This window comes from Marinomonas foliarum (assembly GCF_003337275.1).
In the GTDB taxonomy this organism is placed as follows: Bacteria; Pseudomonadota; Gammaproteobacteria; order Pseudomonadales; family Marinomonadaceae; genus Marinomonas; species Marinomonas foliarum.
This window is the reverse complement of the sequence record NZ_QPJQ01000004.1, coordinates 120015-134555: the sequence shown is the minus strand read 5'-3', so window position 1 is coordinate 134555 and position 14541 is coordinate 120015. Positions and strand designations below refer to the sequence as shown.

The window sequence follows — 14541 nt, the reverse complement described above, 5'->3', positions numbered from 1 at the left end:
TTTCTTTGCGTCTAGGTTATAATGTAGGGATTAAGCGTGACACTTTGTTTGCGTCGTATTTGAGTTTTGAAGGGGTATTTTTTTGTTATTCGAAGAATTTGGTTTTGATAATCGTATTTTAACGTCCATCGGTCATTTGGGATTTGATAAGGCAACCGAAATTCAATCTCGTGCCATCCCAGAGGCAATGGCTGGTCGTGACTTATTAGCGTCCTCAAAAACGGGTTCAGGAAAAACACTCGCTTACCTTTTACCTGCGCTGCATCGAGTTTATAAAAAGAAAGCTTTGTCCAAGCGTGATCCTCGAGTGGTTATTTTGGTGCCGACGCGTGAGTTGGCAAAGCAAGTGTATGGGCAGCTACGACTTTTATTGGCGTCTAGTCGTTTCACCTCTATTCTTATTCAAGGTGGCGAAAACTTTAATGATCAGCATAAGTTATTACAAAAAGATCCACACTTTATTGTGGCGACACCAGGGCGTTTGGTTGATCACCTGAAGCAGCGAAATGTGTTTTTGGAAGGTCTGGAGCTTCTTATCTTGGATGAAGCTGACCGAATGTTGGATTTAGGCTTTGCAGAAGCTATGAGAGCCATCAATGCTGCAGCGAATCACCGTCAGCGCCAGACATTATTCTTTTCCGCGACACTTGATAATACGGAAGTCAGTACTATTGCGAGTGAATTATTGCGAGAGCCATCTCGAGTGGCTGTGGGACAGGGATTTGATGAGCATACTGACATATCGCAGCACGTTTTACTTTGCGACCATCTTGATCACAAAGAAGCATTGTTAAAGCATCTTTTGACAGGGCAAACGATTAAGCAGGCGATTGTCTTTACTGCAACGAAAAATGATACGGTTCGCTTGTCTGATATGGTCGCGGAATGGGGCTTGACGACTCAGGCGCTCAACGGGAACTTATCTCAAAGTGCTCGTAATAAAACCATGGAAAGCTTTGCTAAAGGCCAGTTTGAAGTGTTGGTAAGTACTGACGTTGCTTCTCGAGGGTTGGATATTGCTAGTGTGTCACATGTTTTTAACTTCGATTTGCCAAAACAAGCCGAAGAATTTGTCCATAGAACAGGACGAACTGGACGTGCAGGATTTAAAGGGGATGCATACTCGTTAGTTGGCCCTAAAGATTGGGTGAACTTTAAAGCAATCGAGACTTTCTTACAGAAAACGTTTACGACAGAAGTAATTGAAGGGTTAGAAGGTAAGTTTAAAGGTTTGTTGCCTCCTAAGCCTGCTCGTTCTGTAAGTAAAAAACCTAAAGCCCAAGCGTCAACTAAACCGTCCAAAAAGGTCACTAAGAAAGCGCCAGCGAAAGCGCGTTTTCATGATAACCAGCAAGATGGTTTTGAGGCGTTTAAACTGCCAACTAAACGAGCTGATTCACAGCCTGATTTTGGTGATGAAGACGAGTAACTCGTTGCTGTCAGATGACTTTTTACACAGAAAAGATTTTTTAATTGACAGGTGAGCCATATTCACGCTATTGATTAATCTTTCTTATCTATTGGAGATGAGCTTATTAATCGTTTGCCCCCATTGAACTCATTGAAGTGTTTTGAGTCCGCTGCTCGACATGGCAGTTTCAATAAAGCAGCCAAAGAACTGTCTGTGACACCTTCAGCAATTAGCCATCAAATTAAAGGCCTAGAAAGCTTTCTAGGCCTTGAGTTGTTTCGACGCACTAAGCGAAAAGTAGTGTTAACGGAGGCAGGGGAGTCATACTTAAAGCCCATCAAAAGTATTTTTGAACAATTGGAAAATGCCACATCAGAGCTGAAAAGTAAGCAAAAATCAGGCTCGCTGCGGTTGGCTGTTGCTCCTGCGTTTCTTACTCGTTGGTTAATGCCAAGAATGGAACGCTTTCAGCAGAGATACCCAGATATTGAAATTGAGATAAGTTCTTCGACAGGCTTGATTGATTTTTCGGCGAATGATATCGATATGGCTGTGTATTTTGGCGCAGGAGACTGGGAAGGGGTTGAAGCACATTACTTGCGTCCTGCTCGTCTTGCTCCTGTATGTAACCCGCGATTAATAAAACCAGAACAGCCAATAAATAAGCCTGAAGACATGCGTTTTTATCCGCTTCTTCATGTTACAAAAAGAAAGGATGAATGGCACGACTGGCTGCAACAACATGATCTTGATCCTAAATTATTTCGTCGAGGTTTAATGTTCTCTAGCGGGTCTTTAACGGCTGGTGCTGCAGCGCAAGGTTTGGGGATTTCTTTAACAGATCCTGAGTTAATCATGCCTGAAATAGAGGCTGGCACGTTAAAAGTTCTATTCAATCAGCATTTAATTACGAACCGTTCGTTTTATTTGGTGTATGAAAAACGTCGCTCAGTGACATCGGCAATGTTGGCTTTTAAAGAGTGGATTATTGAAGAGATGGCGGGCAATCAGCACTCTTGAGCCGTAGGCGATCAACAGCAAAGTTTTTTAAATAAAGATGAGAGTTTATATATGAGCACAGCGTTAACGGTGAACAGTTATTTTAATGATCAAGTTAAGTCCATTGCGTTGGACAATGCTGAAGGAACGTCAACAGTTGGTGTAATGGCTATTGGTGACTACGAGTTTGGGACAAGTCAGCGTGAGTACATGACTGTTGTATCAGGTGCTTTGACCGTTAAACTACCTGCGCAAAGTGACTGGAAAGTGTTTACCAAAGGCGATACTTTTATCGTAGAAGCGAATCAAAGTTTTCAAGTTAAAGTAGAAGAAACAACAGCATACCTTTGCCGTTACGAATAATTTATTTTTTGTTTATGAACAAAAAAAGGGGCTGATTTTAATAATCAGCCCCTTTTTTATGGTGATTCAGATGTATTATTTAACCGCCGACCACGTTAACAAGTAAGGTTACCTTGTCACCCGGTTGAACGTATTTTTGGCTGCTAACTTTAGGGTTCCAGTCTCTAATGTCGTTAATGGAAACCTTGAATTTATTTGCTACTACAGCCAATGACTCGCCAGATCGAATGGTATAAACCACTTTCTTCATCACGCTACGAGTACTCTTTTCAGAGGCTTTTGGTTCCAACCAAACGACAAGTTTTTTGCCTGGTATTAGTGGATCGCCAAGTCCCATGTTGTTCCATCGAGCCAGTGTTTTGCTGTCTATTCCGTATTTGTTAGAAATTAGCCATAAACTATCACCAGAGTTAACCGTGTAGTTTATTTTGATTCTGTTGCGGTTTGGTGCTCGGGACTGCTTTGCTAGCAGTCTCTGATGAGAGCTTAGGGTGTAGCTTTCTATATCGTTCCCAGCAACGGGGATCATGAGCTCTTGGCCAACACGGATCATCGTAGAAGAGATCTTGTTGACGTTTTGCAGAACGTTAACCGTGGTATTGTGTTGCTTCGCAACCAGCAATAAATTGTCGCCTGCTTTTACTGTATAGCGAACCCAAGTAACACGTTCTTTACTTGGTATTTCTGCCAGCTTAGTTCTAAATAGTTTGGCCTTGGAAATAGGCATCAACAAACGATGAGGTCCATCAGGAGATGTAGCCCATTGATTGAATCCAGGATTAAGTAAATAAACTTCATCGATACTTATTTCAGCCATGTCTGCCGCTTGTGCTAAGTCAAGTTGACCGCCGATATTGACGATATCAAAGTAAGGCTTATTCGGGATGAAATACGTTGAATAGTTGTATTTTTCCGGGTTTTTGATGATTTTTGCTAATGCGATTAGTTTTGGAACATAGGCGCGTGTTTCTTTTGGTAAATCCAGAGACCAGAAGTCAGTGGGTTTACCTGCTTTCTTATTCTTTCTAATTGCTCTTGATACTGTACCTTCACCTGAGTTATAAGACGCAAGAGCGTGTAGCCAGTTTCCGTCAAACATTTTATGCAAGCGTGTTAGGTAAGCGATAGCAGCTTGAGTTGAACCAATAATGTCTCTTCGGCCATCGTACCACCAAGTTTGATCAAGTCCGTACATTTGGCCTGTCGAAGGAATAAATTGCCAAGGTCCAGAGGCACGGCCATGACTGTATCCAAAAGGATCGAAGCCACTTTCAACAATGGGTAATAATGCAATTTCAGTTGGGATGCCTGCTTTTTCTAGCTCTTCGACAATGTAGTATAAATAACGTTCGCCACGTTTTGATACTCTGTCAAGGTAAGAGGGGTGAGAGCTAAACCAGCGAAGTTGTGAAGATAGGCGAGGGCGATCTATATCTAGATCCAGACCGTATCCAGCACGTACTCTATCCCAAATGTCTGTAGGGGCTTTCGGTTTCGCCGCAATAGCTGGTTCATCCTGTTCAACTACTTGTTCTTCTTCTACGCTATCAACGGGAGGGACGGTATCAATAAAGCCTAATTGTTCAGTGTCAGCTTCTAGAATATCTGTATCTTCTGTTGCTTCTATAGATTCGTTAGATGCATTGCTTTGTTCTAGTTTTGAGGTGGTTTGGCATGCACTGAGAACTAGGCTGGCAAGACAAATCCAGAAAATTTTATAGGTCATTTAAGTCACAATTTTGGATAAAGTTTGCTCATTTTAAAGACGTTGCGATAGAGGTCAACTAAAACTATCTTTGGCGCGTCTTACTTGGCTAAATGCAGCGACTAAATCTGCGGCTGGATTCTCGTTAAGTTGTTGTGCTGCCTGATTTTTTAATGCCGTAATATGGGTCCTTAAAAAAGGGTTAGTTTTTTTCTCTAAACTTAATGTAGTAGGCAAAGTTACTTCATTATTGGAACGTTGCTTTTGACTGCTAGTGTTACTTTGTATTAGGTCTGGGTTTTCAGGTTCAAGTGAAAGAGCGAAGCGATAGTTTGCCAGTGTGTATTCGTGAGTAGCATAGATTATTGTGTTGTCTGGAAGGCTTGAAATCTTTTTCATAGCCTTTAGCATTTGTTCTGGAGTACCTTCCATTATACGTCCACAACCTCCTCTGAATAAGGTATCTCCGCTAAACAGCAGAGGTGTTTGGTTGTCTGAAAAGTAACAGAGATGGTCTAGGGTGTGTCCAGGAGTGCTTATGACTTGAAAGTTAGCTGAAAACACAGCGATTATATCGCCTTCAGTTACTGGGTGTGTAACCAACTCTGTTAGGTGACTCGGTCCATGTACAGGGCAATTTGAATGTTTTCTTAACTCAGCCACTCCTCCAGTATGATCTTTATGGTGGTGAGTAATCAAAATGCCCGCTAGGCTCATGTTATGCTTGCTGCAATAAGTTAGAACCACTCCAGCGTCTCCTGGGTCTACAGCCCAGATTCGCGAGCTATCTTTATCTTGGATGATCCAGATATAATTGTCCTGAAAAGCAGGGAGCGGGAAGATGGTCATAGGTTGTCAACTTTATCAAGGTTGTTATATTTCATATGGCGTGCTTAAAAATAAATACATCGTCATGCCGTTATAAATAGAGAATTCATTGTATGTTGGATGATCAATCAAGACAATTTTTTCAGAAATGGTATAAAAGTAACTTAGGTGAAAGCTTATTGAAGCTTGAGCAGGAGCAGCTCGATTCCGAGCTTGATTCAGCGGTGGGCTACTATCTAGTCACTCAGTCACCACTTAAAGATTTACCATTGAAAAACCACCGGCTGCGAGAAAGTATTATGATTGCTCCTGCGCTAGAGTTTGGGGCGCCTAATAATACAGTGGTGGCTAGGGCAAGCGAATTGCCCCTTGAGCCTGATGGTGTTGATGTTCATATATTTCATCATTCGCTAGATATTTCAGCTACTCCTCATGATGATTTGCGAGAAGCGGCAAGAACCTTATTGCCCAGTGGAAAGCTCATTATTATTGGATTTAATCCTTGGGGGTTATGGGGGATACGTCGGGTTTTTAGTAAAAAAATTAGAGCGCCTTGGTGTGGACAATTTATTCGACATCGGCGTTTAGAAGACTGGTTGAAAGTGGCTGGTTTAACATTAGAATCAACACGTTTTATTTATTATGAACCGCCCTTACAGAGTAGCAAATGGCGGTCTCGCTTTACTTGGATTGATAAGCTTTTAAGGCCGTTAAAATTACCTTTTAGTGGTGTGTATGTTATGACAGCAACCAAGCAAGTTAGGCGTTTTATTCCATTAAAACCTCGTTGGTCTGGTGCTCGTGTTCGAGTGCCTCCATTAACAAAGCCAACCGCAAAAGAGATGAAGTAGTGAAAAAAGTTGTAATGTATACAGACGGTGCCTGTAAAGGAAACCCAGGTATTGGTGGTTGGGGAGCATGGCTAACCTTTGGTGAGCATGAAAAGCGTTTATGCGGTGGTGAACACGATACAACCAATAATCGTATGGAGCTGATGGGGGCGATAGAGGGGCTTCGAGCATTAAAAGAAGTATGTACGGTAACGCTTTATACGGACTCCTCTTATGTGCAAAAAGGCATTACTGAATGGCTAGCTGGCTGGAAACGTAAAGGTTGGATGACGGCCTCCAAACAGCCAGTTAAAAATAAAGACCTGTGGCAAGCTCTTGATGAGCAATGCCAATACCATGATGTCACATGGAAATGGGTGAAAGGCCATGCGGGCATTGAAGGCAATGAAATTGCCGATCAGTTAGCGAATCAGGGAATTGACGAATTAAGGGCCGCATCATGAGACAGGTTGTTCTTGATACAGAAACAACAGGTATAGATCCTCGACAAGGTCATCGTATTATCGAGATTGGTTGTGTCGAGATGGTTGGTCGTAAGTTAACTAATCGACACTTTCATGTTTACATCAACCCCGATCGTGAAGTTGAAGAAGAGGCATTTAGGGTTCATGGTATTAGTAATGAATTTCTAGCGGACAAGCCTCGCTTTCATGAAGTGGCTCAAGAATTTTTTGATTTTATAAAGGGTGCTGAACTGATTATCCATAACGCGCCGTTTGATATTGGCTTTATGGATCATGAGTTTGCTCGGGTAGGTGGCTTTCCCAAAACTGCTGAGGTGTGTGGTGTTTTTGATAGCTTGGTTTATGCCCGCAAAAAGCACCCAGGTCAAAAGAACAACCTAGATATTTTATGTAGACGCTATGGTATAGATAACTCACACCGTGAATTACACGGAGCTCTTCTAGACTCCGAAATACTTGCTGATGTCTACTTGTTGATGACAGGTGGCCAAACCAGTTTGGGGTTGGCGAATAACTCTGACTCCGATTCTAAAGAAGAAGGGGGGATTGAAGAAATTCGTCGACTGTCTGCGGATCGCCCAGCACTGAAAGTGATCAGAGCAAGCGAAGATGAGTTAAAAGTTCATGAAGAGCGTTTAGATCTGATTGATAATAAATCTGGTCAGTCTTTATGGCGCATAAAGCATTAGTTTCATAACGCTGCTGAATTTATAAAGCTATCTATCTTTGGATAGGGCAGAGTTACAAAAAACCCTCTTTGTGATGAAGAGGGTTTTTTTATGCGTTAACGCTCATGAGCATAGAAGTAGGTATTTAGGCTGCATCACAACAAGTAGGTAACACACAGTCCGCCAACAATGCTAAGAACGATAGTATAAGGCAGTGCCATCCATACCATTTTTCCGTAGGACAAACGTAGTAATGGTGCGATAGCTGAAGTTAACAAGAACAAGAATGCAGCTTGACCATTTGGGGTTGCTACGCTTGGTAGGTTGGTGCCCGTGTTCACTGCAATGGCTAGAGTATCGAAGTGCTCGCGAGTAATAGTACCTGCATCTAGTGCTGCTTTAATTTCATTAATATAGACGGTAGCAACAAAGACGTTGTCACTAATCGCTGATAATAATCCGTTAGCAATAAACAGCATTAGAGGTTGTCGCTCCGTTGGCAGATTCAGCACAATATCAATTACAGGTTGAAATAAATGCTGAGCATGTATTACGGACACAACTGTGAAAAACACGACTAAAAGCGCGGTGAAAGGCAAGGACTCTTCAAATGCATGGCCGATGCGATGTTCTTCAATGATGCCATTGAATGAGGTTAGCAGAACAATGACCATCAAACCGACTAAGCCAACTTCGGCTACATGGAATGCAAGGGACAGCATTAAAACAATAGCAACGATGCCTTGTACAATAAGTTGTGCCTTGATTTTGTTAGTATGCTTTTGACTTTCTTCTTTTTCAAAGTTATTCAAAATGTCACGGACCGTGTCAGGCAACTGGGCGCCATAGTCAAACCAAGCAGTTTTTTCTAATACGATTACCGTTAATAAGCCACAGATTAGAACAGGTATCGAGACGGGGGCCACGTTTAGAAAGAATTCACCAAAATTCCACCCGGCTACTTTAGCAATAAGTAGGTTCTGTGGTTCGCCAACCAATGTGGCAACCCCTCCAAGCGCAGTACCAACTGCTCCGTGCATTAATAAGTCGCGTAAAAACGAGCGAAATTCATTTAGGTCTTCTGCGTTAACAGGCAGGATTGAATCGTCTTTTCCGTGGTCGTGATTTTTATTAGAGCTTTGGCCAGAAGCGGCTTTGTGATAGACGGAATAAAAACCGACGCCAACACTAATAAGAACAGCGGTGACGGTTAATGCATCTAAAAAGGCAGAGAGTAAGGCGGCAGAAAAGCTAAATATCAGCGAAATGACGATTTTCGATTTCACTTTTACTAGCAGCTTATTAAAGATAAACAGTAGCATATCTTTCATAAAATAAATGCCCGCTACCATGAACATCAGAAGTAAAATAACTTCAATGTTATTAGAAACCTCAGAGTATACGCCTTCCGGTGAGGTTAGGCCGAGTACTACGGCTTCGATTGCGAGTAACCCGCCTGGCTGTAATGGGTAGCATTTCAGTGCCATAGCGAGAGTGAAGATGAATTCAATAATTAATAGCCAGCCTGCAACGAATGGTCCTAGTACGACTAAAACGATTGGGTTGATAATCAAGAAGGCTAATATTATTTGTTTATACCAGAGTGGCGAGGCGCCGAGGAAGTTCCTTCCAAACGATTGGGATAACGAAGGTGTCATTGATTGCTCCTTTATAGAAAGGCACTTAAATGTGCAAAAAAACTAACAGGATTTTTTTACTTTTTTGGTGTAATCAAAAGAATCTTGTTAGCTTTCTTATACTGGGCTTGACTAGGGCGATTGTTCAAAGTGTGCAGATAATAAGGCATATGCAAAACAGTATCTATAGCGTTATATCATTGAAAGAGATTGTTATTTATAAAAATACCCCCAATATGCCAAGAACTTATGAATATTTAGAGGAAGTAAATGTTGGAATTTTTTGCGGATTACGCTGGTTTTTTGTTGAAACTAGTTAGTGTGGCTTTAGTTATTGGCTTTTTGTTGACAATGATGTCTGGTGGGAAGCGTAAGTCTCAACCGGGAAGTTTGTCTGTTACTAAGCTGAACGAACATTATGATGCAATGAAGGTCGAGTTGGATCGTCAGTTGTTAGATAAAAAAGCCCTTAAAAGCTTAGAAAAAGAAAAAAAGAAAAAAGAAAAACTGGAAAAGAAAGAGCAAAAGAAAGAGCCTGCTGTCGCGGAGAGTGCCGATAAAAAGCGTTTGTATGTGTTGGACTTTGATGGCGACATAAAAGCGTCTGCTGTTGAATCTTTGCGAGAAGAAATTACGGCGGTACTAAGTGTGGCTAAGCCGCAAGATGAGGTGGTTGTTCGTCTTGAAAGCGGTGGCGGTGTGGTTCATGGCTATGGCTTAGCAGCATCCCAGTTACAGCGTGTTCGTGAAGCCAGTATCCCACTGACTATTTGTGTTGATAAAGTGGCAGCGAGTGGCGGCTATATGATGGCGTGTGTTGCCGATAAAATTATTGCAGCCCCTTTCGCTATTTTAGGGTCTATTGGTGTGGTAGCACAAATTCCTAATGTTCATCGCTTGCTGGATAAAAGTCTGATCGATGTCGAGCTTCATACTGCAGGTCGATACAAACGCACTTTAACTATGTTGGGTGAGAATACAGACGAAGGCCGTGAAAAGTTTAAGCAAGACTTGGAAGATACTCATGGCTTATTTAAGCGTTTTGTCTCTGGCCAGCGCCCTCAATTGGATATTGAAGACATTGCAACGGGCGATACTTGGTATGGTTCAGAAGCATTGGAAAATAAATTGGTTGATGTGGTCATGACGAGTGATGCGTACCTGGTGTCTCATTATCATGAGACTGAAGTCGTGCATGTTGTTTATAAGCAACCAAAGGGAATGGCCGAGCGTTTAGGTTTGTCCTTCTTCTCTGTTGTGGAGCAGAAGGCGGTATCTTGGTTTAGCCGTTTGGCTCAGTCGCGTGGGTATTAAGTTTTTGATGTATTTGTCTTAATTGATGCGTTTTAAAAAAGGCTGGCACTTAAGTGAGCCAGCCTTTTTTATGCGTTATTCTTGAGTTGATATTGTGCGTCTAGCAAGCTCATTAGTGCTTTTAAGGTCGTTGTAGTTCAGGCTTTCTCCAGTTTCTGGATTGATAGTTTGCAGTGCAATTTTCTCAATAGCATCTTCTAGTTCAATAGGTTCAAAATACAGCAGAGTGCCTATGGTAGGGTGGTCTAGATAATTTACTTTTTTACTGGCTGTCTTATTGCTTTGATTTAAGGTTAGTATCAATGCTGGCTCGAATTCTTTGAATTTGGGCTTGGTCATTCTTTCACTGTCTGTATTGGTGAAAAGGCTCGCATTGTCTGATTCATGATTGATGCCTAATTCGTTTGGATCAGGAAGAGTGAAGCTATCAAAAAGGTAATGTTGGTAGTGGATGTTGGATTCTAGGTAGCGGCCTAATTTAATAGAGATGCTTCCCGTTAGCTCAGGGTAGTTGTCTTTTGTCTGTTGGCTATGGAAGTTCTTGTAAATGGTGTCGCCAGGGCGTTTGAAAATTAGAGTCCATGTTTCGTTGGCTAAGATTTTTGTATGACGGCCAATTTTATCTTCTATCTTACCAAAAGGAGCTTTTCCTAGTTCTTGGTTCGTGCTGTTTGGCGCAGCGACTTCCTCATCAGTTAGTCTTAATAGTTTGGCGCTAGACAGGACGTTTTTGTAGTCAACTTGCTCGGTTGATTGGCCTTCTGGCCATAAGAAAGTGACCAAATAACCTTGATATGCTCTGGCAGTGTCTGGGTCTATTTTGCCATCATCTGCAAACAGTTGAGTGTTCATTAGCGTAAGTGAAAGCGCTATAGCAATTAAAGATTTCAATGTAATAATTCCAATGTCATAGTGGTTTGTTGAAAGCGCTCTTCTGCGCTATTCATTGGGGCCAGAAACTTTAATGTATCTGATCCTACTAATTTGTAAATATCAGGTTTAGTTTGAATCAGTCGAATGAGCTTCATCGGGTCGACTGGTGTTTTGCTGCTGAAGAAAATTTTACCTTCTTTTGCGTTGGCTTCAATTTTATTAATGCCCAAACTTTCTGCTTTGAGTTTCAGATCTGTTTGTCTGAATAGATTTTTGGTTGCGTCAGGCAATAGACCAAAACGATCTATCATTTCAACTTGTAGGTCTTTTAGTTCTTCAGCGCTTTTTGCGCTAGCGATGCGTTTATACAAAATCAGCCGTGAGTGTACATCGCCTAGATAATCTTCAGGAATAAGCGCTGGTACTCTTAGGTTAATATCCGTTTGAGCTGGGGAGGTAATATCAATATCTGGCGATTCACCATTCTTCAATGATTTTACTGCGCGATCTAGCATATCCATGAATAATGAGAAACCAACATGCTCAATATGGCCACTTTGTCCGTCACCTAGTAATTCACCGGTACCGCGTATCTCCAAATCGTGTGTTGCAAGCGTAAAGCCAGCGCCTAATGTGTCTGCTAGAGTGATGGCTTCAAGGCGTTTTTCTGCGTCGCCTGTTACTTTTCGATCATTTGGCGTTAGCAAGTATGCGTAAGCTTGGTGATGAGATCGACCAACTCGACCACGTAGCTGGTGCAGTTGGGCAAGACCGAATTTGTCTGCTCGCTCAATAATAATGGTATTAGCATTTGGGATGTCTATGCCGGTTTCGATAATAGTTGAACAGACGAGGATGTTAGCGCGTTTATGGTAGAAGTCTGACATGACTTGTTCCAGCTCTCTTTCGCGCATTTGGCCATGACCAACGATGACGCGAGCTTCTGGAATGAGTTCTTCTAGCTCTTCGGCCGCTTTTTGAATAGTTTGTACTTCGTTATGTAAGTAATACACTTGCCCGCCACGATGCAACTCTCGCAATATGGCTTCTTTAATTTGATGCTCTTCTTTTTGCTTTACGAAAGTTTTAACGGATAAACGTTTGGCTGGTGGCGTGGCAATAATGGATAAATCTCGAATGCCAGACAAAGACATGTTGAGCGTTCGAGGAATAGGTGTTGCAGTAAGTGTCAGTATATCGACCTCTGCTCGTAACGCTTTAAATTGTTCTTTTTGTTTAACTCCGAAACGGTGTTCTTCATCAATGATCACAAGGCCGAGGTTGGCGAACTTGATGTCACTTTGAATTAGCTTGTGAGTGCCGACCACAATATCGGCTTTACCGGACTCTAAACGATCAATTGAGGTGTTAGATTGCTTGCCTGAACGGAAGCGGGACAGTAATTCAATTTCCACAGGCCAATCAGCAAAGCGATCACAGAAGTTTTCGTAATGTTGTTGTGCTAATAGTGTTGTTGGTACAAGTACAGCGACTTGTTTGCCATCTTGAGCTGCTAGGAAGGCGGCTCGCATGGCAACTTCTGTTTTACCAAAGCCTACGTCACCACAAACCAATCGATCCATTGGTTTTTTGGATGACATGTCTTTCATTACAGCATCGATGGCCATCTGTTGATCTGGTGTTTCTTCAAATGGAAAACCCGCAGCAAACAGTTCATATTGGTCGTCGGGTTTGGCGAAAGCGTAACCCACACGGGCTTCACGCTGAGCGTATATTTCTAATAGTTCTGCTGCGGTATCGCGGGCTTTTTCAGCGGCTTTTTGTTTGGCGACGCTCCATTTGTCTGTGCCTAGCTTATGTAATGGAGCTGTGTCTTCGTCAGCACCTGTGTAGCGAGAAATAAGCTGTAAAGAGGAAACAGGCACATACAGTTTTGCATCATTGGCGTAGCCAAGGGTTAATAGTTCTGTTTCTTGTCCGTCTATTTCTAGATTGGTTAGCCCCAAATAGCGTCCTACGCCATGATCTATATGCACAACAGGGGCGTTTAGCCTCAATTCAGTGAGGTTGCGAATGATAGCGTCCTCACTGATGTTGTTCTGTTTGTTGCGTCGTCGATGTTGAGAAACTCGTTCGCCTAAAATTTCGCTTTCTGGGATAAGTATTAGTTCATCGCTGATGCTAAAGCCGCGGCCAATGTTGCCTTCGGTGATGGCTAAAGATTTTGTCGATTTGGTGAAAGCGTTCCAGTTTTCGACGTGTTTAGGTTTGATGCTGTGTTTTTTGAGTAAATCAAGCAGAGCTTCGCGACGCCCCGCTGATTCGGCAACAATCAGTACCCGAGCAGATGTGTTGGCAAGAAACTGTTGCAGTGTGCCAAGTGGTTGAGCTGCTTTCGAGTCAATTTTTACATTACCAATTGCTTTATAAGTAGGATGTTCGCCTTCAGCAGAAAAGATAATGTTAGTGTACTGATTTAGCTGAGAGAAAAGTTCTTCTTCTTTTAAGCAAATTTCTTCGGGTTTTAAAATAGGTCGTTCGATATTGTAGTTAAGCGACTCATGGCGGCTGCGAAAATCGAGCAGGATGCTGGCAAATTGCTCGTTAAAAGTGTCAGACCTCACCAAAAACGTGTTGTCAGGCAAATAGTCAAAGACGCTGGCTGTTTGCTCAAAGAATAACGGCAAATAGTATTCTATACCGGCGGGGATAATTCCGCTGGAAATATCTTGGTAAATCGGGCTAGAAAGAGGGTTCGTCTCAAAGCGTTCTCTAAATGCTTGGCGAAATTGTTGAATGCCTTGTGGTGTTGTTGGGAACTCCTTTGCCGGAAGCATTTTAATTTCTGCAATTTTGCTGATGCTTCGTTGAGTTTCCGGATCAAACCATCGAATGGATTCGATCTCATTATCGAACCAATCAATTCGAATAGGGTTTTCTGCCCCCATTGGATACACATCCATAAGCGCACCACGGATAGCGTACTCTCCGTGTTCGTGAACATTCTCTACATTTAGGTAGCCTGCATTAGTCAATTTTCTAGAAAGTTGTTCAAGAGGAAGTTCTTGGCCTTCGGCTAAATGAAAACGCTGTGCGTCAATGTGTTGCTTAGGGCAGAGGCGAGTTAAGCAGGAAGCAATAGTAGTAAGAATGATTGGATTCTTGGTTTCTGTTAGCCTGGCCAATGTCTCAAGACGCTGAGAAATGATGTCTTGGTGAGGAGAGAAGGCATCATAAGGTAGTGTTTCCCAATCACTGAATCTTAATATGTCTTTATTTTGATGATTAAGAAACTGAATTTCATCTTCGAGTTCATTTAATTCGGCCACGGTATTGGCCATAAAAAGAATGGGCTGTTTGTATTGAGAGGCGATTGCAAGCAGCTGTAGAGCTTTGCGACTGCCATCTAGTCCATGTATGGTATTTTTAAAGCCTGGTTTCGAGGTGATTGAGACAGTTTCTGACAT

The 14541-nt window shown here is 42.2% G+C and carries 12 protein-coding genes; 7 read left to right on the top strand and 5 right to left on the bottom strand.

The features are described from left to right. The first annotated feature begins 82 nt into the window (after window positions 1-82). The 3 genes from DFP77_RS03460 (at window position 83) to ppnP (ending at window position 2773) form a co-directional block, all read left to right on the top strand. Entirely contained in the window at window positions 83-1429 is a 1347-nt protein-coding gene (locus tag DFP77_RS03460) for a DEAD/DEAH box helicase (protein ID WP_114410901.1), read from the top strand. Window positions 1430-1543: 114 nt separating this feature from the next. Then, window positions 1544-2431, top strand: coding sequence for a transcriptional regulator GcvA (gene gcvA, locus DFP77_RS03455; protein WP_309477154.1), 888 nt, complete (start codon window positions 1544-1546; stop codon window positions 2429-2431). A 51-nt stretch (window positions 2432-2482) separates the two neighbouring features. Beyond that, window positions 2483-2773 (top strand): pyrimidine/purine nucleoside phosphorylase, encoded by a 291-nt coding sequence (gene ppnP, locus DFP77_RS03450; protein ID WP_114410899.1) that lies wholly within the window; start codon window positions 2483-2485, stop codon window positions 2771-2773. A gap of 79 nt (window positions 2774-2852) precedes the next feature. Here ppnP and DFP77_RS03445 read toward each other — a convergent pair whose 3' ends face one another. Together DFP77_RS03445 and gloB are read right to left on the bottom strand one after the other, a co-directional pair. Next, on the bottom strand, window positions 2853-4499 hold the full coding sequence (locus DFP77_RS03445; RefSeq protein WP_114410898.1) for a lytic transglycosylase: 1647 nt from the start codon (window positions 4497-4499) through the stop codon (window positions 2853-2855). A gap of 54 nt (window positions 4500-4553) precedes the next feature. Continuing rightward, window positions 4554-5327 carry a hydroxyacylglutathione hydrolase gene (gene gloB, locus DFP77_RS03440; protein WP_114410897.1) on the bottom strand — a complete coding sequence of 258 codons (774 nt, stop codon included), beginning with the start codon at window positions 5325-5327 and terminating at the stop codon, window positions 4554-4556. A gap of 92 nt (window positions 5328-5419) precedes the next feature. Between gloB and DFP77_RS03435 the strand changes: the two genes are divergently transcribed. From DFP77_RS03435 to dnaQ, 3 genes are read left to right on the top strand one after another with little or no spacing between them, the layout of a single operon-like run. Continuing rightward, window positions 5420-6157 carry a class I SAM-dependent methyltransferase gene (locus DFP77_RS03435; RefSeq protein WP_114410896.1) on the top strand — a complete coding sequence of 246 codons (738 nt, stop codon included), beginning with the start codon at window positions 5420-5422 and terminating at the stop codon, window positions 6155-6157. Next, window positions 6157-6600 (top strand): ribonuclease HI, encoded by a 444-nt coding sequence (rnhA, locus tag DFP77_RS03430; protein ID WP_239544222.1) that lies wholly within the window; start codon window positions 6157-6159, stop codon window positions 6598-6600. Before DFP77_RS03435 ends, rnhA begins: the two co-directional genes overlap by 1 nt. Beyond that, on the top strand, window positions 6597-7310 hold the full coding sequence (gene dnaQ, locus DFP77_RS03425; RefSeq protein WP_114410895.1) for a DNA polymerase III subunit epsilon: 714 nt from the start codon (window positions 6597-6599) through the stop codon (window positions 7308-7310). Before rnhA ends, dnaQ begins: the two co-directional genes overlap by 4 nt. 134 nt (window positions 7311-7444) lie before the next feature. Here the strand turns inward: dnaQ and nhaB are convergent, their stop codons facing one another. After that, window positions 7445-8947 (bottom strand): sodium/proton antiporter NhaB, encoded by a 1503-nt coding sequence (gene nhaB, locus DFP77_RS03420; protein WP_114410894.1) that lies wholly within the window; start codon window positions 8945-8947, stop codon window positions 7445-7447. A 249-nt stretch (window positions 8948-9196) separates the two neighbouring features. On the opposite strand from nhaB, the gene sohB reads away from it, so the two are divergent. After that, window positions 9197-10240, top strand: coding sequence for a protease SohB (sohB, locus tag DFP77_RS03415; RefSeq protein ID WP_309477153.1), 1044 nt, complete (start codon window positions 9197-9199; stop codon window positions 10238-10240). A gap of 75 nt (window positions 10241-10315) precedes the next feature. Here the strand turns inward: sohB and DFP77_RS03410 are convergent, their stop codons facing one another. After that, complete coding sequence (locus tag DFP77_RS03410) at window positions 10316-11131, bottom strand: CsiV family protein (protein ID WP_114410893.1); 816 nt, start codon at window positions 11129-11131, stop codon at window positions 10316-10318. Beyond that, window positions 11128-14541 carry a transcription-repair coupling factor gene (gene mfd / locus DFP77_RS03405; protein WP_114410892.1) on the bottom strand — a complete coding sequence of 1138 codons (3414 nt, stop codon included), beginning with the start codon at window positions 14539-14541 and terminating at the stop codon, window positions 11128-11130. Before mfd ends, DFP77_RS03410 begins: the two co-directional genes overlap by 4 nt.

Bases quoted from the DNA above. Each gene is read 5' to 3' on its own strand.
- DFP77_RS03445 (WP_114410898.1), bottom strand. From the start codon at position 4,499: ATGACCTATAAAATTTTCTGGATTTGTCTTGCCAGCCTAGTTCTCAGT.
- dnaQ (WP_114410895.1), top strand. From the start codon at position 6,597: ATGAGACAGGTTGTTCTTGATACAGAAACAACAGGTATAGATCCTCGA.
- DFP77_RS03435 (WP_114410896.1), top strand. From the start codon at position 5,420: ATGTTGGATGATCAATCAAGACAATTTTTTCAGAAATGGTATAAAAGT.
- sohB (WP_309477153.1), top strand. From the start codon at position 9,197: ATGTTGGAATTTTTTGCGGATTACGCTGGTTTTTTGTTGAAACTAGTT.
- nhaB (WP_114410894.1), bottom strand. From the start codon at position 8,947: ATGACACCTTCGTTATCCCAATCGTTTGGAAGGAACTTCCTCGGCGCC.
- mfd (WP_114410892.1), bottom strand. From the start codon at position 14,541: ATGTCAGAAACTGTCTCAATCACCTCGAAACCAGGCTTTAAAAATACC.
- ppnP (WP_114410899.1), top strand. From the start codon at position 2,483: ATGAGCACAGCGTTAACGGTGAACAGTTATTTTAATGATCAAGTTAAG.
- gloB (WP_114410897.1), bottom strand. From the start codon at position 5,327: ATGACCATCTTCCCGCTCCCTGCTTTTCAGGACAATTATATCTGGATC.